Here is an 18,408-nt window from a genome sequence, read left to right as displayed (position 1 = left end):
GTCACAGCACCACTCCGCAAGGGTCGGACGATCTTTCCATGTCGCGATCAGATTAGCCGCGTACTGGGAGGTAGATCCGAAAAGAAAGAAAACGACCAGGTGTCGGCGGCCGCTCGTAGGCTCGGTGCGGGTTCTCCTCCGAAGTGGCGAGTTCTCAGGCGATCCGGCGAAGCAGGTGGCGAGTTCTCATCTGATGTGGCGAGATGATCGGGTGAGAAAGGAAGGCGCCCGATGAGCGTGCGATCTCCCCGGCTCTTCTTCTGAGAACCCCGAGGTGGCGGTAAGAACGCGACGGGTCCTGCGGATTCTCCTGGCGGTCGTCATGGTCTGTCTGCTGGCGGGTGCCGACAGGCTGGGGCCGCAGGTGCGGTACCACGTCGGGCAAGGCCTTCGAGTCGGCTATCCGGCAGGCTGGCGAGTCGATGTCGATGCTGACTTGCGCCCGCCGATGGTCATGACGGCGGAGCCGCCATGGTGGCCGTTCGGTTGGTGGGCTGACTGTCACGTGTCCCTGCTCCCGCACGGAGCCTCGTTGGAAGAAGCGGTGGATGAGCATCTCACGTACGTCCGCGACGTTTACCGCGAGGTCGTCCTGGAAAAACGCGAGAGAGTGGTAGTGGGCGCTGGTGCGGCGGCTTACCTGCTGCGTATTTCCTATGTCGAGTACGCCCCCGACATGGAAAGCTTCCCCACTGGCGAAATCGTGCTGCTCACCGTGACGGAGGATGGTCAACCGCTCAAGGTGCGCTACGTCTGCGCACTACGGCGATGTGCGTTCGAAGACGTCTCCATCCGCTCTGTCCTGAAGTCGATGGTGCCGCGCAACCGCCACGTACGCCCGGACAGGACAACTTGCGGCGGTATACCCATTACGGTGACCAAGCCGGATGCGACTGGCGAACGGCAGGTCAGCGCCGCCGGCAATCGACAGCTCAATAGAGAGGCCACACTCGGGCCATGAGTGAAACGTACGCCTCAACCTGCCGGCTCACGCCGAGTGCCGTGAGCGGACCGTCCACGATCCACGGCACCGGGCTGTTCGCCGTCGCGCCGATCCGCCGCGACGAGGTCGTGATGCGCTTCGGCGGTCAGGTCATCGACGACGCGAGCCTGGCCCGGCTGGCCACGCCGTACAGCAGCCTGACCGTCGCGGAGGGCGTCCACCTGCTGCTCGACGTCGATCACCCGGTCAGCCACGGCAACCACTCCTGCGACCCCAACCTCTGGCACCGTGACGCGACCACGGTGGTGGCCCGGCGCGCCGTCGAGCCGGGGGAGGAGCTGACCATCGACTACGCCACGCACACCGGCGTGGAGAGCTGGTCGATGGAGTGCCGCTGCGGCGCCGGCCTGTGCCGCGGCGTCGTGTCGGGCCGCGACTGGCGCCTGCCGCGCCTGCGGGCGGCGTACGCCGAGCACTGGTCCCCGCCGCTGCTCGCCCGCATCAAGGACCGCTGAGCTTCAGCGGGCTGAGAACGAGGAACCTCTCCAACGGCGTCACCCTCCACCGCACCGACATCGTCCGCATCCGCATCCGCATCATCCGTTGAGCATCCCTGGGATTAAACAGGGGCGGTGCTTGGCTGTGTCGGGGCAGATGTGTAGTGCTGTGACTCAGGCGACGAGCAAGGTGGGTGGAGTTGGATGGCCGGAAGTGTGGACGTCGCGGCGCTGAAGCGGCGCATGGGGCGGGTCGGGGTCTGGAACGGCACGCTGGGCGGGGAGTCGGCGGCGTTCGAGCGGGACGCCGCCGCCGAGATCGAGAGCCTCGGCTACGGCACGCTCTGGATCGGTGAGGTGCCGTCCGGCAAGGAGGCGTTCACGCACGCGGCGGTGCTGCTGAGCGGGACGCGGTCGCTGATGGTCGCCACCGGCATCGCCAGCATCTGGTCCCGCGACGCGGTGGCCGCGGCGAACGCCGCGAACACCCTGGCCGAGGCGTACGACGGCCGGTTCGTGCTCGGCCTGGGCGTGAGCCACGCGCCGTTGGTGAACACCCGGGGGCACGACTACGGCAAGCCCGTCTCGGCGATGCGCGCCTACCTCGACGGCATGGACCAGGCCGAGTACATGGGCCCGCTCCCGGAGCCGGTGCCGCGGCTGCTGGCGGCGCTGCGGCCGAACATGCTGGAGCTCGCGGCGCGGCGGGCGCAGGGGGCGCACCCGTACTTCGTCACCCCCGAGCACACCGCCCGCGCCCGCGAGGCGCTCGGCCCCGAGCCCGTGCTGGCTCCCGAGCAGACGGTGTTGCTGGAGACCGACCCTGAGCGGGCGCGGGACGTGGCGCGCCGGTTCACCTCGCGTTACCTGGCCCTGCCCAACTACGTGAACAACCTGCGCGCCCTCGGCTGGGACGACGCCGACCTCATCGACGGCGGCAGCGACGCGCTGGTGGACGCCATCGTGGTGTGGGGCGAGCCGGAGAAGGTGATCGAGCGCGTACGGGCCCACCTCGACGCGGGGGCCGACCACGTCTGCATCCAGCCCCTCGCCGACACCTCGCAGCAGGTGCTCGAACACCTTCGCATCCTCGCCGAATCCGACGTCATCGCCTCCTGACCCGACCGGCTCGCCGCACCGGCGGCGGCCGATCACGCAGAAGGGCTACCCCTCGCGCAGGGGTAGCCCTTCGCGTCGCCTGAGGGACGTCACTTCGTGGACAGGCCCAGTGCCTCGGCGGCGGTTTCCAGGGCGGCGAGGTGGTCGTCGGGGGAGCGCAGACCGGCGTTCATGGTGTTGATCGCGAGGTGCGTGGCACCGGACTCCTCCCACTCGCGGGCCGTGGCCGCCAGCTTGTCCGCGTCGCGCGTCCAGGCCAGGCGGCCTTCCATGCCGAGCGCCGACGGGTCGCGCCCCGCCTCGGAGGCGGCCTGCTCGACCATGGCCTTCGCCTCGTCCAGCTCCGGGCCCGGCCCCATCTGCGGGAACCAGCCCTCGGCCAGCCGCCCGGCCCGCCGGTACGCCCGGGGCGACTGCCCGCCGAACCAGAGCGGGATCGGCTGCTGCACCGGCAGCGGCGCCAGCCCCGCGCCCGTCACCCGGTCGAAGTGGCCCTCGAACGTGATCGACTCCTCCGTCCACAGCCGGCGCAGCAGCTCCACCTGCTCCTCGACGCGCCTGCCCCGGGTGCCGAAGTCCTGGCCGAGTGCCTCGTACTCGACCGCGTTCCACCCCAGCCCCACGCCGAGCCTGAACCGCCCGGACGTCAGCAGGTCGATCTCGGCCGCCTGCTTGGCCACCAGGGCCGTCTGCCGCTGCGGCAGGATGATGATGCTGGTGACGAGCTCCAGCGAGGTGATCGCGGCGAGAAAGCCGAAGAGCACCATCGGCTCGTGGAACGTGGACCGCACGTCGTAGGGGCCCTGCCAGCCCTTGTGCACGGCGGGGTCGGCGCCGACGACGTGGTCGTAGGCGATGATGTGCCGGAAACCCAGCTCCTCGACCTGCTGCCCGTACGCGCGCACCGCGCCGACGTCCCCGCCCATCTCGGTCTGCGGAAAGACAACACCGATCTGCATATATGGCTCCGCCCGAAGATCCTGCTCGATGAACGACCATCATCGCCCGTGACGACGCGTCACCGCCCATCGACGCTCCGGGACGGCCGGTCGGCGGTCAGGGCGGCCTCGTGGAGGACACGCCGTACGGCTCGGCCGTCCTCGGGGAATCGATGGCGGCGAACGTGATCGCCGCGGATCGGCGAGACGGGTCATCCAAGGCTGTCGTTTCGGCGTGCCTTCCACACTGCCGGCCCGGCCATCAGGATGAGGACGCCGGCGAGCCAGAGGATGCCCTGGAGTGGCAGGGCGTCGACGATTGTGCCGCCGGCCAGCGCGCCGAGACCGATCGAGAGGTTGAACACCGCCACCCATAGAGCGGAGGCTTCCTCGACCGCTTGTGGCGCGGCTTTGATCATCCATGTCTGGAGGCTGGTGGAGACCCCGCCGTACGCCAGGCCCCAGATGACGAGCAGCGTCACCCCGCCCGCGGCGGTGAGCCCTGCCATGGGGTAGAGCAGCACGGTCACTCCCAAGGTGGCGGCGATGGTGAGGACCGTGCGATGGAGCCGTTTCGCCACGGTGGCACCCGCGATGAAGTTCCCTGCGACGCCCGCCATGCCGAATCCGAACAGCAGTGGTCCGACGAGTTGCTCGTCGATGCCGGACAGATCCCGCAGCACGGGGCTGATGAACGTGTAGGCCGCGAAGTGGCCGGTCACGATCAGGAAGGTCGCCACGATGCCGGTCCGGACGCCCTGGTTGCGGAACTGGTCGGCGAGCCGCCGCAGGCCGACGGGTTGAGCGGCGGTCAACGGTGGCAGCACGGCCAGCAAGGCGACCAGCACGACCAGTGCGAGGGCGCTCAGCGCGCCGAACGCGATCCGCCAGCTCGCCAGCCCGCCGATCATCGTGCCGATGGGGACGCCGAAGACGTTCGCCGCGCCGACGCCGCCGAAGATGATCGCCGTGGCCCGCGGCACGAGCGGGGCGGGGACGAGCCGGACGGCCAGACCGCCGGCGATGGCCCAGAACCCGCCGATCGCCACCCCGACCAGCACGCGGGCGACGATCAGGAGCGGATAGTTCGGGGCCAGGGCGGAGGCCAGGTTGGCGAGCGTCATGAGACCCATCAAGGCGACGAGCAAGAGCCGGCGATCCATCCTGCCGACGAGTACCGGGACCGATGGCGCCGCGACGGCGGCGACGATGCTGGGGACCGTGACCATCAAGCCCGCCGCACCCTCAGAGACCGACAGTGTCGATCCGACAGGGGTGAGCAGCCCGATGGGGAGCTGCTCGGCCGTCACCAGGAGAAATGTGCCGAAGGCCACGGCGGACACCGCGATCCAATGATTCCTCGCTGACGCGTCTCGCCCGGTGATCGCAGGGTCCGTTGCCGTCACGTCGAATCTCCCCTCTCTCATTCGGGAGCGATCGCTCCCATATGACGGCACACCCTAATACGGGAGCGATCGCTCCACAACGTCGGTAGAGTGGTGAGCATGGCACGGCCCAGGGAGTTCGACGAGCAGGACGTGATCGCCAAGGCGACCGACCTGTTCTGGCGTCGCGGCTACAACGCCACGTCCGTCCGCGATCTGGGCGCCGAGCTCAGACTCAAGCAGAGCAGCCTGTATCGCACCTTCAACGACAAGCGCACACTGTTCTTGCGGACGCTGGATCACTATCGGGCGACGGAGTCCACACAAGCCGAGGAACAGCTCAGCGCCCCCGGCCCCAGTCTCGAAATCCTGCGGGAGTGGCTCATCTGGATGATCACACACGAGGCTGGTCGCGGCTGCTTCGTGGTCAATACGGCTGCCGAACTCGGCACCACCGACCCTGAGGTCCAGCGAAAAACCGAGGCCGCGTTCGACGTCACCAGGAAAACCCTGGCGTCACTGCTCCGCCGCGGGATCCGCGACGGCGACCTGCCCGCCGCGTTGGACATCGACGCCGCAGTGGAGCTGCTGTTCACGACGGTGCTTGGCCTGCGCGTACGCGAACGCGCCGGACACGACCCCCAACGGCTCACCACAGCAATCGACTTCACGATCAAAACGCTCGCGACATCTGCGACCTGACCACGCCCATCCCGGTCGCGGAGCAATGAGGGACCGGCCGCACCCGCCGCCGTTCGGCAGGTTCTGACAGCCGGGCCTGCCGGTGTCGGAGGAGCCTGTTCCCACGACGGTCACCGTAGTGGGGGATCAGTGAGGCGTGGCCTTGGCTCCGGTGGGGGCGATGGGGTACCAGGCGCCGTCGGCGCCCTGGCCGTGCATGTCACCTGGTCGTGTGTCGCCCGTGTGGCGGTAGACGGGCCGGCCGCCGACGGTGAGCTGGATGGTCCCGTCCGCGCGCCGGATGGCGCCGACGGCGGACGGGTCGACCCCCGGGGAGAGGTAGACCTTGCCGCCCTCCCGGATGGTGACCGGCGGGAAGACCAGCGCGCACGCGTCGGCGCAGCTCGACACGTCCGGGGCGTCGTGGTCGGTGCGGTAGAGGGTCGAGCCGTTCACATCGGTCAGGTACGCGCCCACCGCGTCGGACGAGGCGACGGAGAGCTGCACCCACTTGGCCGGCTGCGGCTGCGGTATCGCGCCCACCGGGGTCCCGCCGTCGCCGGTCAGGCCGTGCTCCGCGGCCGTGCCGCCGACCAGTTGCAGGCCGGTGTTCGAGACGGGCGAGGACGGGGCCGAGGCGGCGGGCCCGGAGTCGACGAGGACGAGGGTCTTCCCGCAGGCGGCCATGCCCAGCAGGAGGCAGGCGGCCAGCAGGCCCACGCGTACGCGCCGGCCGTACGTGAAGATCATCGTGTCACTCCTCGAAACGGGTGTCCGGGACCTGGACCGTGCGCAGGGTGCCGTCGCCCAGGTGCAGGTGGCCGCGTCCCGGCTGCGGCGGCCGGCCGATGACGCCCCGGGACAACCGCACGCCCACCAGCTCTCCTTCGGCGAAGTTCTGCGGCGAGAGCAGCAGGCCCGACCGGTTGCGCTTGACCTGGGCGATCCAGCCGCCCAGGGTCGTGGACAGCACCTCGGCGTTGCCGCCCGCGACCACGCCCCAGCCGGGGCCCGCGCCGCCCCGGGCGAGCAGCGTCAGGTCCGGTTCGAGGTCGGAACGGGCGAGCAGCTCGGCGTCGTCCACGACGATGACGCCGTACTCCTCGGGCACCTTGCGCAGCGTCTCGCGGAAGGCGGCCTGCGTGATCTCCGCGTCCGCGAGGACGGCGGCGACACCCGACGCCCCGGAGAGCCGCCGCAGCGGCGAGCGCGCCGGGGTCAGGACGATCAGCCCCGCGCCCGCCTCCAGCAGCGACGAGGCGATGGCGGCCAGCGCGGTGCTGCGTCCCGAGCGGGGCGGCCCGGCGACCACGAAGGTCGGGATCTCCGCCAGGTCAGGGCCGAGCGCCGTGAGCGTGTCGCCGCCGACGGCGACCATCGGCCGCGTGGGGAAGAGCCCGCCGGGGCCGCGCAGCGCACGGGCCTCGGCGTACGAGATCCGGTCGGGCAGCACGTCCAGGCGCATCGGCCGCCGCTCGGGCGGCACGCCGCTCTCGCGGGCGGTCAGCTCCTGTCCGAGTGCCGCCAGCGCCCGGGCCTGGCCGGCGCCGGTCAGGTCGGGGCCGAGGACGGCGATCTGGACCTCGCTGAGGTCCCGCGCCCTGATGCCGCGGCCGGGTGGCATGTGCTCGGGCACGTTCCTGGTGCTGAGCCCGATCACGTTGTAGTCACCGCGGTCGTTGAGCCGCAGCACGATCCGGTCCTCGGTCGTGCCGGCGTACCGGCTGGAGCCGAGCAGCCGGTCACCGGCGAGCACGAGGTGGATGCCGGCGGCGGCGCCGTCGCGCATGAGGCGGACCAGCCGCGTCAGATAGCTGCCGTTGTCGTGGACGGCGTAGTCGCGTTCGAACACCTCGAACCGGTCCAGCAGGACGACGACGTGCGGCGGCCGTTCGCCCGGCGGCAGGAGGCGGCGCAGCTCGGCCAGGTCGGCGACGCCGCGTCCGCCGAGCAGGGCCTGGCGGGCGGTGAGCTCGGCCACGAGCCGGTCGAGCAGCCTTCCGAGGCGCTCGATCTCGGTGCGGTCGACGACCGTCCCGCAGTGGGGGAGCGCGGTCAGGGCGTTCAGCGCGCCGTTGCCGCAGTCGATGCCGTACAGGTGGAGGTCCGTGGCGCCGTGTGCGCGGGCGAGTGCGGCGGCGAGCGTGCGCAGGACCTGGGACCTGCCGGTGCGCGGCGAGCCGATGACGTGCAGGTGGCCGGCGCGGTCGAGGTCGAGGACGAGCTCGGCGCGGCGCTGCTCGCCGGGCAGGTCCACCAGCCCGTAACCGACCGCCGGCAGCGCGGCCTCACCCACAGCGGCGCCGGTGGGCGCGGGTCGTCCCGTCGCGGTCGCGTTCACCGGGCTCAGGTCGGACAGGTGCAGGGTCTCGGGCAGGGCCGGGAGCCAGGGGCTGGGCTGGCGGGGGATGCCCGCCGTACGGGCGGCCGCGGCGATTGCCTCGGTGAGGACGGCCAGGTCGGTGGCGGTGTCCTGGCCGGCGGCGACCGTACGGGCCGGGGCCTGGGTGACCGGCCCGCCGAGCTCCCGCCAGTCCACCCGCACCGCCCGCAGCGCGGCGCCTGCGGCGCTCACCTCGTACGCCGGGCGCCTGCCGCCCACCCGGCCGGCCTGGAACGGCAGCAGGGCGGCGGGCCCGAGCCGTGCGTACGCCCGCCCCGGCGTACGCGTCGAGATCTCGCCCGCGTCGGGCGCGTCGATGATGTCGCGGCTCTCGCTGACGTCGGTGGTGCGCAGCGCGATGCGCAGGTTCGTGTTGGCCCGGATGTCCGCCGTCACCGCGCCCGCGGGCCGCTGGGTCGCGAGGACGAGGTGGATGCCGAGCGAGCGCCCGCGCTGCGCGATGTTGACCAGCCCGCTGACGAAGTCCGGCAGCTCCCGCACCATCGAGGCGAACTCGTCGATGACCAGCAGCAGCCGCGGCAACGGCGCCAACGAGCCGTCACGGGCGCGTTTGTCCTGGTAGTCGGGCAGGTCCTTGGCGCCGGCCCCGGCCAGCACCCGCTCGCGGCGGCGCAGCTCCGCGCCCAGCGAGACCAGCGCGCGTTCGACGAGGTGGGTGTCGAGGTCGGTCACCAGGCCGACCGTGTGCGGCAGCTCCGCGCATTCGGCGAACGCGCTGCCGCCCTTGTAGTCGACCAGCACGAACGTCATCTCGTCCGGCCGGTTCGCCACCGCGAGGGAGGCCACCAGGGTCTGGAGCAGCTCGGACTTGCCGGAGCCGGTCGTCCCGGCGATCAGCGCGTGGGGGCCGTCGCGTACCAGGTCCACGGCGAAGTCGCCGTCGAGCCCGGTGCCGAGGACGGCCCGGGTGCCGCGTCCTGAGGTTGTCCAGCGGGCCAGGATCGCGTCAGGGGTGGGCGGTTCGACGCGCAGGACGTCCAGGAGCCGGACGGCGTCGGGCAGCGTGGACCCGGCCTCCTCCGAGCGGCCCGCCGCGCGCAGGGGAGCCAGGGCGCGGGCGACCTCGTCGTACCAGTCGGGGCGGGGCGAATCGGGGCGTACTCGCGTCATGGCGACGGAGCCGCGGGTCCGTACGGCGAGACCGCCCTCGCCGGGGGCCACGACGGCGCCGCACTCCTCGGGCAGCAGCCGCTCCTCGGCCGCCAGGCAGACGGTGTGGACGCCGACGGACGGGCCGTCGCGCAGCAGCGTCACGACGCCCGGCAGGGTGCGCACGCGGCGGGCGTCCTCCATGACGACGAGCACCGCCGGGGCGGACGGGTCGGCGCCCGCGGCGAGCCGGGCGGCCACCAGCCTGCCCAGCTCACCGAGCCGCCGCGCGACGGACTCCGCGCCGGTGCCGACGAACGCGTACGTGTCCTCGCCCTGCGGCCGGGTGTGCGGCAGCCAGCGCGTCCACGACCACGCCTGTTCGCCCGCGGCCGAGGTCAGCACGCAGATGCGCAGGTCGGCCGGGCTGTGCAGGACGGCGGCCTGGGCCACCAGCCAGCCGGCCAGGGACACGGCCGCCTCCCCGGCCAGGCCCACCACGCCGCCGTCGCGTACGGACACCGGCACCGGCACGTCCTTCAGCATCGGCGAGGTCCGCCGCCGGTACTCCTCCAGCGCCCGGTCCTCCACGGTGATCGCGGCGGGCACGTCGGCGGTGCCGACGCGGACGGTGAGGAAGTCGGGGTCGCGGCGGCGGCGCTCCCACAGCCGCTCGGACGGCAGCGCGGCCATCCGCAGCAGCGAGGCCGGGTCGGGCATCGCCAGCCGCCGGTTGTGCTGCTCGGCCAGCACGGCGGCGGTGACGTCGGTGCGTACGCGGGCCACACGCTTCTCGTGCTCGGCGAGCTGGTCCGCGTAGCCGATCCGGCTCTGCTTGCGGTTGCCGGACTGGGTCAGCAGCGCGCCGATCGGCGAGAGCAGCGCGAAGAAGACGAACGCCCACGTACCGGTCACCACGATCGCGACGACGGCGGCCAGCGCGGGCACCAGCAGGATGGGCAGCAGCGGCAGGACGCGCCGCTGCGGCTTGTCCGGCGGCGCCGGCAGCTGGAAGTGCGGCGCCGGAGAGTCGGGGACGAAGCGCGGCGGCCGGTTGAACTCCAGGCTCAGCCCGTCGGGCGTCAGTGGGGCCCGGTTCTGCGTCGCCGTGGACAGCTCCAGCAGGTTGGCGCCCGCCTCCAGCTGGCTGCCCTCCGGCCAGGCGGCGGCGCCCGACAGGGTCGCGCCGTCCAGCAGCGCGCCGCCCACCGGGGTGACCTCGACGGAGGCGTCCACCCGGACGAGGACGCGGACGGCCACCGGGGGAGCGGCCCCGTCGAGGCGGACCCGGCAGGTGGGAGCGCTCCCGATGTCGTACTCGCCCGGCGGCAGGCGGTAGACCGTCCCGGCGCCGGGGCCGCTCACCACCCGGAGCTCGACCGTGCCCTCGGCGTACTCCGCCACGGGCGGCGGGACGCCGAGGCCCAGGTCGAGCCCGTCCCGTACGCCTGACTCCGCCAGCGTCGCCGCCGGGTCCGCGGGGTGCGGGCCGAGGTAGAGCGCGGGCACCTCCGGCACGCCGTGGGGCGACAGGACCCGGGACAACTCCGCGGCGAGCTCCCCCACGCGGGCGGACGGCTCGGCCTCGACGACGACGGCCGCCGGCGTCTTCGGGCTCCGCGCGTCGCGGACGCTGACGTTGATGCGCACGGTCGGGACTTCCTCGTCAGGCGGTGGCCGTGAACTGGCTGGCGATCTGCTGGTCGGCCTCCTGGAAGCTGGTGCCGGCGGTCTTGAGCACCTGGCTCATGTCCTGCAGGCTCTGCGTCACCTGCTCGAAGCCCTTGCTGAACTCGTCGAACTTCGCCTGCATGGCCTGCTGCGCGGTGGGCGTCTGGAAGCCCTCGCTGAGCAGCGCCTGCACCTGGGTGCGCACGCCGTTGAGCCGGTCCTGCAGATCGGTGAAGGCGGCGCTCAGCGCGTCGGACGTCTGGGCGGTCTGGTTGAGATCAACGGTGAAGTCGGGCATCGGGACTCCTCTGGTCGGGGGATCGAGACGGTGGCGGATCACCGGGGGCGGGACGCCTCTCCGGCCCCCGGCGTCACTTTGTACACTGACGCACCGGAAGAAAGGTAGCAGGTGGGAATTTTGAGGCTGAAAACTTCTGTGTGCCATCGTGTTCCGCCTGTTCCGCTCACGGTCGCCGTGCTGCTGGCGTTGTGCGCGCTGCTCTGGCCCGCGTCGCCCGCGCTCGCCGCCCCCGACGGCGACCTCGTGAAGGTGTACGTCGTCAAGAGCCCTGACCAGAACGGCGGCCTGCCGGAGAACCTGCGCTCGATCGCCCAGCGCACCCTCGGCGACGCCGGGCGGTGGAGCGAGATCTTCGCCCTCAACCAGAACCGGCCGCAGGACGACGGCGGCGCCCTCACCGACCCGGCCGACCTCCACCCCGGGTGGCTGCTACGCCTGCCCAAGGACGCGAGCGGCCCCGAGATCCGGATGGCCCGCGAGACGACGACCGTCGCCGGCTACGGCATCCCCCTGCCCGCCGCGATCGCCGCGGTGGTGGCCGTCCTGCTGGGCCTGGTCACGGCCGGGGTGCTGGCCCGGCGCAGGCTGCGCGCCGCCGCCCTGGCGGTGGGCCGCCGGGCGTACCGGCTCGGCGATCCCGTACGGCGTTCACGCCGGCGCCGCTACCGGGTGTCCCTGACGGCGGCCCTCGCCCAGGATCTGGACACCCCGGCCCGCGCCGCCCGCGCCGTACAGGACCTGGCTGCGCGCGAGCCGTCGACACGCGGCTCCGTCCACGCCGTCGTGGTGGACCGCGAGGACGTGACGGCCTGGGTCGACACCGCAGCCTGGCCCCCGGCCCCGTGGGAGCCGGTGGACCGGGCCCGGTGGCGGCTGGCCTCGCGGCAGACGCCCGCCCGTACGACGCTGAACGGGCCGGCGGTGGCCGCGCCGCTCGCGCGGGCCGGCGTACGCGACGACGGCGGCCAGGTCTTCGTGAACCTCGGCCGCCTCGACGGCATCCTCAGCCTCACCGGGGACGCGGACGTCGCCCGGGACGTCGTCCACGGGCTGATGGCCGACGTCCTGCGCACCGACCCCGGCCTGCCGGTCGCCGTCGTGGGCGGCCCGCCCGCCGCGCTGCCGCCCGGCGCGACGCTCGTCAACCCCGCCGAGCTCTTCCACCAGGCCCCGCCCTGGCCGTCCGGTCGCGGCGGCGGCGCCGTACGCGCCACGGCCCGCCGCCGCGACCTGCGCGGGCTGCTGGTGGTGACCGGCACGCCCACGGCGGCGGAGACCGAGCGGCTGCACGCCGTGTGCGCCGCGAGCGGGCTCGGCTGGACGGGCCTGGTCTGCGGGGACGTCGACGGGGCGCACTGGCGCTGGCACGCGGCGGACGACGGCAACGTCACCATCCCCACCCTGAACGTCACCGTGACGGCTCCGGCTTGTCGGCCTTGACCTATATGCTCCTGCGCCATGCCGACCTCACCCACGTCGCTCGATCTGGCCTTCGCCTTGCTCCGGGAGGGCCGCCTGGTCGACGCCGAACAACTCATGGTGCGTGAGCTGCGCACCACCGAGCTCCAGCACGGCCGTGACACCCCGCAGTGGGCGTCGGCCCAGTGCGATCTCGGCACCGTCCTGCTCAACTCCGACCAGCCCGAGCGCGCTGTGGAGTGCTATCGCGCCGCCTGCTCGATCCCGCGGCCCCAGGACCCGGAGGCGGCCAAGGATCTGCTGACCTACCGCCTCAACCTCGGCATGGTGCTGGCGATGTCGGGGCGGCTGGACGAGGCCGAGACCGAGCTGCGCCGCAACCTGCAGGAGCGCCTCGACTTCTACGGCCCCGAGCACGCCGGTTACGCCTTCGGCCTGGAGCCGCTGGCCGACGTGCTGCTCCGGCGCGGCGACCTGCGGGGAGCCCGCGCGGCCGTCGAGGAGACGATCGGCATCTTCTGGCGCGACGGACACGAGAGGGTCGCCACCGCGCTGGCGCTGCGGGCGCGGATCGTGACGGCCGCCGGAGGCCAGGAACCCGCCTTCCCCGCCCTGGAACAGCTGCCGGACGAGATCGTCGAGGAGCTGGCCCGCGCCGTGCTGAACCGGACCGGCGAGCACCCCGACTCGGACGGAGTCGTGCTGTCCCGCCTCGCCGAGGCCGTGGAGGCGCGGCTCGGCCCCGACCACCAGATGACGCTGAACGTGCTGTCCCAGCTGGCCAACGCCGGTCGCGACCGCGGCGACGAGAGCGGCCGCGTCGAGGCGATCCAGAAGGTGCTCGCCTCGTACGAGCGGCAGGGCAGGCACGACGACGCGCTCATGGCCGAGCTGGGCCTCGCGATGGCGCAGAGCGACGCCGGTGACCTCGACGGGGCTCTGGTGACGTACGCCCGGGCGCGGGCCCGTGCGGAGCGCATCGGCCGTCCGGAGCTGACCGCGCAGGTGCTGCGGAACTGGGGTCTCGCGCTGTCGGAGGCCGGCCGTACGGGCGAGGCCGAGCCGTGCCTGCGCGAGGCCGTCGCCGCCGCCGAGTTCAGCGGCGACGCGGAGCTGCTCGGACGCTCGCGGATCGCCCTCGGCCTGTTCCTCCAGCACCAGGAACGCCTGGCCGAGGCGGGTCAGGTCGTCGAGGCCGGGCTGGCCACCCTCGACGTGGCACACCGCGACGCGGTCGTCGGCCGCAGCCACCTGGGCGCGATCAAGGAGGGCCGGTCGTGCGGCTGCGGCGACATGCCGGGCGCGATGGCGGCGGCGTTCCGCGAGTTCGTCCTCGGGCGGCTGCCGCAGGACCTGCTCGCCGGGCTCGACGTGACCATCGCCGACGGAGACTTCTCCGTCAACGTCGAGCTGCGCCGCGAGCCTACGGAGCAGGAGCTGGAACACCTGAACGCCGTCATGCAGACCGCCACCGCCGAGTTCCGCCGCCGCGTGACGACAACGAGCTAGCCGGGCTCGCCCGCCGTCAGATCCAGCCGCGGGCGGCCGCCTCGGCGCCGGCCTGGAAGCGGGTCTCCGTGCCGAGCCTGGCCATGATCGTGGCGATCCGGCGGGTGGCGGTCCGCGCGCTCACTCCCAGCTGGCGGGCGATGGCCTGGTCCTTCAGGCCGGCCTTGAGCATCTGGAGCAGCAGCAGGTCGTCCTCGCTCGGCTCGTCCCGGCTCTCCGCCCGGGCGGGCCGGGCGATGGGGGTGGCGCGGCGCCAGTACGCCTCGAACAGCTCGATGAGCGCGTCCAGCAGGCCGGACGGGTGGACGACCACGAGGCTGTCGTAGCTGCCGCCGACCAGCGGCACGAGCGCGACCTTGCGATCCATGATGCGCAGCTTGAACGGCAGGTCAGGCAGCAGCCTGGCCTGCTCCCCGAGGGCCACCAGCTTCACCACCGTGTCGAACCGGCCGGACCGCTGCATGGACTCCGGGCAGTACACCGAGCGGACCTCCACGCCCCGCTCGATCATCGCCCGGGTGCCCGCCGTCTCGCTCTCGTTCGTGTCGGACTCCCCGTCCGGCCGCTCCAGGTAGGGCGGCCGGTCGAGCACCCACAGGTGCGTCCTGATCGCCCGGGTGAGTTCGTCCACCCGCTGGTTGACGGCGTTCCGGCCGGACAGCACCTCGACGAGCCGGCCGGGGTCGTACCGCAGCCGCCCCACCTGGTAGGCGTGGGCGAGATCCGCCACCTCCTCCTGCACCCTGCCGAGGGCGGTCTCCATCTCCACCCGGCGGCGGCTGACCAGCGCCGGCACCGCGGTGAGGGGCTCGACCGGGCGGTAGCGGCCGGGCGCGATCCGGCGGACGAGGTCCAGCGCGGTGAGCCGGGCCAGGGCGTGCCGGACCCGCGAGGAAGGCGCGCCCAGAGCGGCGGCGAGCTCGGCGACGCCCTGTTCGCCCTGGTCGAGCAGGGTTCGATAGACGTCTTCCGCGAACTCCTTGATGCCCAGCGCCGCTAACACAGGCGCTCCTTCCGGCCGCTAAACCTCTTCCGGCTGACCACTTTCGCCACAGTGGCAGAAGTCGTCACGACAGTATCTCGACAACCACAGTCAGGGAGAAGTTCACTTTCCTTGCCAAAACCACCCGTTGCAGAAGATTACCTACATAACACGCAATGTCCCTCCTCGCCCCCGGAGCACCCCACGTGGCCTTGACGTCACATCGAACCGCCGCCGCGTACGGCGCGGTGGTCCTCATGGCGCTCGCATTCGCGGCGCCAACACCCCCGACCTCCCCCGAGGCGGCGACCACCCAGGTCGCCGCCGGCCGCTACCTCGTCACGCTCGCCGAGAAGCCGATCGCCACCTACGCGGGCGGCGTGGCGGGCATCGGCCGCACCAAACCGGACAGGGGCCGCAAGCTCGACGTCGGCTCCGCGGATGCCGAGCGCTACCGCGCCCACCTCACCGCCCGGCAGCGGGAGGTGGCCTCCGCCGTGGGCGTCACGCCCGTGCGGCACTTCGCCGTCGCGACCAACACCTTCGTCGCCGACCTCACCGGGGCCCAGGCGCTCACCCTGATGAGGTCGCGGGGCGTCGTGTCCGTCGTCCCGAACAGGCTCCTCAAGCCGGCCGACGACCGCAACTCCGCCGACTTCCTCAAGCTTTCCGGGCCCAAGGGCGTGTGGTCGGCGCTGGGCGGTACGGATGAGGCGGGCAAGGGCGTCGTCGTCGGCGTCATCGACACCGGCGTGTGGCCGGAGAGCGCCTCGTTCGCCGCGCCCGCGCTGACCGCCACCCCGCCCGGCGACGACGACCCGTACCGGCCGTACGCGCGGGCCGGCGAGGTCGTCATGCGGAAGGCGGACGGAGGCACGTTCACCGGGACCTGCCAGGCCGGCGAGCAGTTCACCGCCGCCCTGTGCAACGAGAAGATCATCAGCGCCCGCTACTTCAGCGACGGCTGGACGCACGCGGTGCCGCCGGAGCAGCGGGCCGACTACCTGTCGCCCCGCGACGCCCAGGGCCACGGCACCCACACCGCCTCCACGGCCGCCGGCAACGCCGGGGTCGAGGCGGACGTGGCGGGCGTCGGCTTCGGCGAGATCTCCGGGGTGGCCCCCGGGGCCGCGATCGCCGTCTACAAGGCCCTCTACCAGGGCAGGACGTCCGACGACACCGGCGGCACGGAGCAGGACATCGTCGCCGCCATCGACCAGGCCGTCGCCGACGGCGTCGATGTGCTCAACTACTCCGTCGGCACCGTGGCCGAGTCGGCCGTCACCGACCCGGTCCAGCTCGCGTTCCTCAACGCCGCCGCGGCCGGGGTGTTCGTCTCGGCGGCGGGCGGCAACAGCGGGCCGGACGCGAGCAGCCTGGACAACACCGCGCCGTGGGAGACCACCGTGGCGGCGTCCACGATCGGGCAGTACACGGCCACCGTTGCGCTGGGCGACGGCCGCAGCCTCACGGGCGTCAGCACCACGGTCGCGGCGGAGGTGAAGGACAGGCCGCTGGTGCTCGCCGCCGCGGTGAAGAACGCCGCCGCCGCGGACGGCGCGGCGGCCGCCTGCCTGCCGGACTCCCTCGACCCGGCGAAGGCCGCCGGCACGATCGTCGTGTGCCAGCGCGACGCCGGCCCGCGGGCGGGGAAGTCCGCCGAGGTCGCGCGGGCGGGGGGCGCCGGCATGGTGCTGGTCAACACCTACGACTACACGACCGACCCCGACCTGCACGCGGTGCCGACCGTGCACCTCAACGTCCCGGCCGCGACGACGGTGCGGACGTACGCGGCCACCGAGGGCGCGCGGGCGAGCCTCGTGCCCGGCGGGGATGACATGCCGTACCCGCAGGTCGCCGTCTTCTCCTCGCGCGGGCCGTCCGAGATCAACGACGGCGACCTGCTCAAGCCGGACATCGCCGCCCCCGGCGTGTCCATCCTCGCGGCGGTGGCGCCGCCCGCCTACGCGGGGCACGACTTCGACTTCCTCTCCGGCACCTCGATGGCCACGCCGCACGTCGCCGGGCTCGCCGCTCTCTACTTCGGCGAGCACCCCACCATGTCGCCGATGGCGGTCAAATCCGCGCTGATGACCACCGCGGGCCCGATCAGCACCGCGACCGGCGAGGTCAGCACCGACGTCTTCGCGTACGGCGCCGGCGAGGCCGACCCGTCGAAGATGCTCGCCCCCGGCCTGGTGTACGACTCCGGCGAGGACGACTGGCTCGGCTACCTGGAGGGCCGCGGCGTCGACACCGGCACCGGCGTGCCGGCCATCGCCCCGAACGCGCTGAACTACCCGTCCATCGCGGTCGGCGACCTCATGGGCACGGTGTCCGTCCGCCGCGAGGTCACCGCGCTGACCCCCGGCGTCTACCACGCGGAGATCGACCTCCCGGGCATCGAGGCCAAGGTGAAGCCGCCCACGCTGAAGTTCGACGAGGCCGGGCAGACCAAGGAGTTCACGGTCACCTTCGCCCTGGGCAAGGGCACGCCGGGGCAGGCCCACAGCGGCTCGCTCACCTGGACGGGCGCCGGCGCCGCCGTGCGCAGCCCGATCGTGGTCACGCCGCAGGTCGTCGTCGCCCCGGAGACGCTCACCGGGAGCGGGGCCACGGGGAGCATCACGTTCCAGATCACCCCGGGCGTGCCTAAGCTGCCGATCGACGTCTACGGCCTGGAACACGCCGAGCCGGTCGCCGGTTCGGTCGCGCCGGGCGGCGAGCAGGACGTGACGTTCACGGTGCAGCCGGACACCAAGCTGCTGCAGACCGTCGTACGGACCGACGCGCCGGCCGGCTCGCTGCTGCCGCTGCTCGTCCGCCTGCCGGAGGACGCGACCTCCATCTTCGACGGCGGCGTCATCGTCGCGTCGGCGGACGACCCCGCCGACCCCGCGATCACCGTGGTGGAGCCGGAGCCCGGCCGGTACGCGCTCGCCGTCTTCTCGTTCGGAGCCGCGGATGTGTCGTTCACCACGCAGGTCAACACGGTGCCCGTCAAGGGCGGCGGCGGCAGCCTCACGCTCTCGCCCCGGCACCCCGAGGTGACGCCGGGGACGCCGATGGACCTCACGCTCTCCTGGTCCGGCCTGACCGGCACCGGGCGGCACACCGGCTACCTCGAATACCCCGACGGCACCGGCACGGTGGTGTCCGTCGGCTGAACCGCGGAACCGCTGAAGGGTCGCCGGCCCCCGCTCGGCGACCCTTCGAGCGGTTACCAGGCGCCGTTGGCGGAGTAGAGCTGCCCGCGGACGGCGCCGCCCGGGAACTGGCCGGTGTGCAGGTTGGCGTACCAGTTCTTCGGGTTCTTGGAGATGCCCTTGGCGGTGTCCTTCTTGATCGGGGCGGTGCCGGCCAGGCCGTTCACGCCCGCGGGCAGGCCGTTGGAGTCGGCGAACAGGTCCACCGCCACCGGGCCGTTCTTGCCCTTGGCGCCGCTGTGGATGTGGGCCCTGTCTCTTATA

At 72.7% G+C, this 18,408-nt stretch carries 14 protein-coding genes; 7 read left to right on the top strand and 7 right to left on the bottom strand.

Going from position 1 to position 18,408, the window contains the following annotated elements; genetic code table 11:
- Positions 1-532: 532 nt before the first annotated feature.
- From E1286_RS10885 to E1286_RS10875, 3 genes are all read left to right on the top strand, one after another.
- Positions 533-961: a hypothetical protein gene (locus tag E1286_RS10885; RefSeq protein WP_132611306.1), complete on the top strand. Its 429-nt coding sequence runs from the start codon at positions 533-535 to the stop codon at positions 959-961.
- Entirely contained in the window at positions 958-1,458 is a 501-nt protein-coding gene (locus E1286_RS10880; RefSeq protein WP_132611304.1) for an SET domain-containing protein, read from the top strand. Before E1286_RS10885 ends, E1286_RS10880 begins: the two co-directional genes overlap by 4 nt.
- 186 nt (positions 1,459-1,644) lie before the next feature.
- Entirely contained in the window at positions 1,645-2,559 is a 915-nt protein-coding gene (locus E1286_RS10875) for a TIGR03620 family F420-dependent LLM class oxidoreductase (protein WP_132611302.1), read from the top strand.
- 89 nt (positions 2,560-2,648) lie between these two features.
- Here E1286_RS10875 and E1286_RS10870 read toward each other — a convergent pair whose 3' ends face one another.
- Together E1286_RS10870 and E1286_RS10865 are read right to left on the bottom strand one after the other, a co-directional pair.
- A complete protein-coding gene (locus tag E1286_RS10870; RefSeq protein ID WP_132611300.1) occupies positions 2,649-3,518 on the bottom strand; it encodes an LLM class F420-dependent oxidoreductase in 870 nt (289 codons plus the stop codon).
- 191 nt (positions 3,519-3,709) lie between these two features.
- On the bottom strand, positions 3,710-4,831 hold the full coding sequence (locus E1286_RS10865) for an MFS transporter (protein WP_246074705.1): 1,122 nt from the start codon (positions 4,829-4,831) through the stop codon (positions 3,710-3,712).
- 171 nt (positions 4,832-5,002) lie between these two features.
- Here E1286_RS10865 and E1286_RS10860 point away from each other — a divergent pair, with 171 nt between their 5' ends.
- Positions 5,003-5,584 (top strand): TetR/AcrR family transcriptional regulator, encoded by a 582-nt coding sequence (locus tag E1286_RS10860; RefSeq protein ID WP_132611296.1) that lies wholly within the window; start codon positions 5,003-5,005, stop codon positions 5,582-5,584.
- 126 nt (positions 5,585-5,710) lie between these two features.
- Here the strand turns inward: E1286_RS10860 and E1286_RS10855 are convergent, their stop codons facing one another.
- Genes E1286_RS10855 through E1286_RS10845 form a run of 3 tightly spaced genes read right to left on the bottom strand, consistent with a single transcriptional unit; the run spans position 5,711 to position 11,025 of the window.
- The gene (locus E1286_RS10855) at positions 5,711-6,313 is read right to left on the bottom strand and encodes a hypothetical protein (protein WP_132611294.1); all 603 of its coding nucleotides are present in this window, start codon (positions 6,311-6,313) and stop codon (positions 5,711-5,713) included.
- A 4-nt stretch (positions 6,314-6,317) separates the two neighbouring features.
- On the bottom strand, positions 6,318-10,706 hold the full coding sequence (locus tag E1286_RS10850; protein ID WP_223189804.1) for a type VII secretion EssC family protein: 4,389 nt from the start codon (positions 10,704-10,706) through the stop codon (positions 6,318-6,320).
- Between the two features lie 16 nt (positions 10,707-10,722).
- Positions 10,723-11,025: a WXG100 family type VII secretion target gene (locus E1286_RS10845; RefSeq protein ID WP_165969683.1), complete on the bottom strand. Its 303-nt coding sequence runs from the start codon at positions 11,023-11,025 to the stop codon at positions 10,723-10,725.
- 177 nt (positions 11,026-11,202) lie between these two features.
- Between E1286_RS10845 and E1286_RS10840 the strand changes: the two genes are divergently transcribed.
- On the top strand, positions 11,203-12,468 hold the full coding sequence (locus E1286_RS10840; RefSeq protein ID WP_132611290.1) for a hypothetical protein: 1,266 nt from the start codon (positions 11,203-11,205) through the stop codon (positions 12,466-12,468).
- An 18-nt stretch (positions 12,469-12,486) separates the two neighbouring features.
- Entirely contained in the window at positions 12,487-13,956 is a 1,470-nt protein-coding gene (locus E1286_RS10835; RefSeq protein ID WP_132611288.1) for a tetratricopeptide repeat protein, read from the top strand.
- Between the two features lie 16 nt (positions 13,957-13,972).
- On the opposite strand, the gene E1286_RS10830 is transcribed toward E1286_RS10835, so the two are convergent.
- Positions 13,973-14,959 carry a helix-turn-helix domain-containing protein gene (locus E1286_RS10830; RefSeq protein ID WP_132611286.1) on the bottom strand — a complete coding sequence of 329 codons (987 nt, stop codon included), beginning with the start codon at positions 14,957-14,959 and terminating at the stop codon, positions 13,973-13,975.
- A 191-nt stretch (positions 14,960-15,150) separates the two neighbouring features.
- On the opposite strand from E1286_RS10830, the gene E1286_RS10825 reads away from it, so the two are divergent.
- The gene (locus E1286_RS10825) at positions 15,151-18,105 is read left to right on the top strand and encodes a S8 family serine peptidase (protein ID WP_132611284.1); all 2,955 of its coding nucleotides are present in this window, start codon (positions 15,151-15,153) and stop codon (positions 18,103-18,105) included.
- A gap of 53 nt (positions 18,106-18,158) precedes the next feature.
- On the opposite strand, the gene E1286_RS10820 is transcribed toward E1286_RS10825, so the two are convergent.
- On the bottom strand, positions 18,159-18,389 hold the full coding sequence (locus E1286_RS10820; RefSeq protein WP_281282654.1) for a CHRD domain-containing protein: 231 nt from the start codon (positions 18,387-18,389) through the stop codon (positions 18,159-18,161).
- Between the last annotated feature and the right edge of the window lie 19 nt (positions 18,390-18,408).

Origin of the sequence: Nonomuraea terrae (assembly GCF_004348995.1) — a bacterium.
In the GTDB taxonomy this organism is placed as follows: Bacteria; Actinomycetota; Actinomycetes; order Streptosporangiales; family Streptosporangiaceae; genus Nonomuraea; species Nonomuraea terrae.
This window is presented reverse-complemented; position numbering and strand designations above follow the sequence as displayed.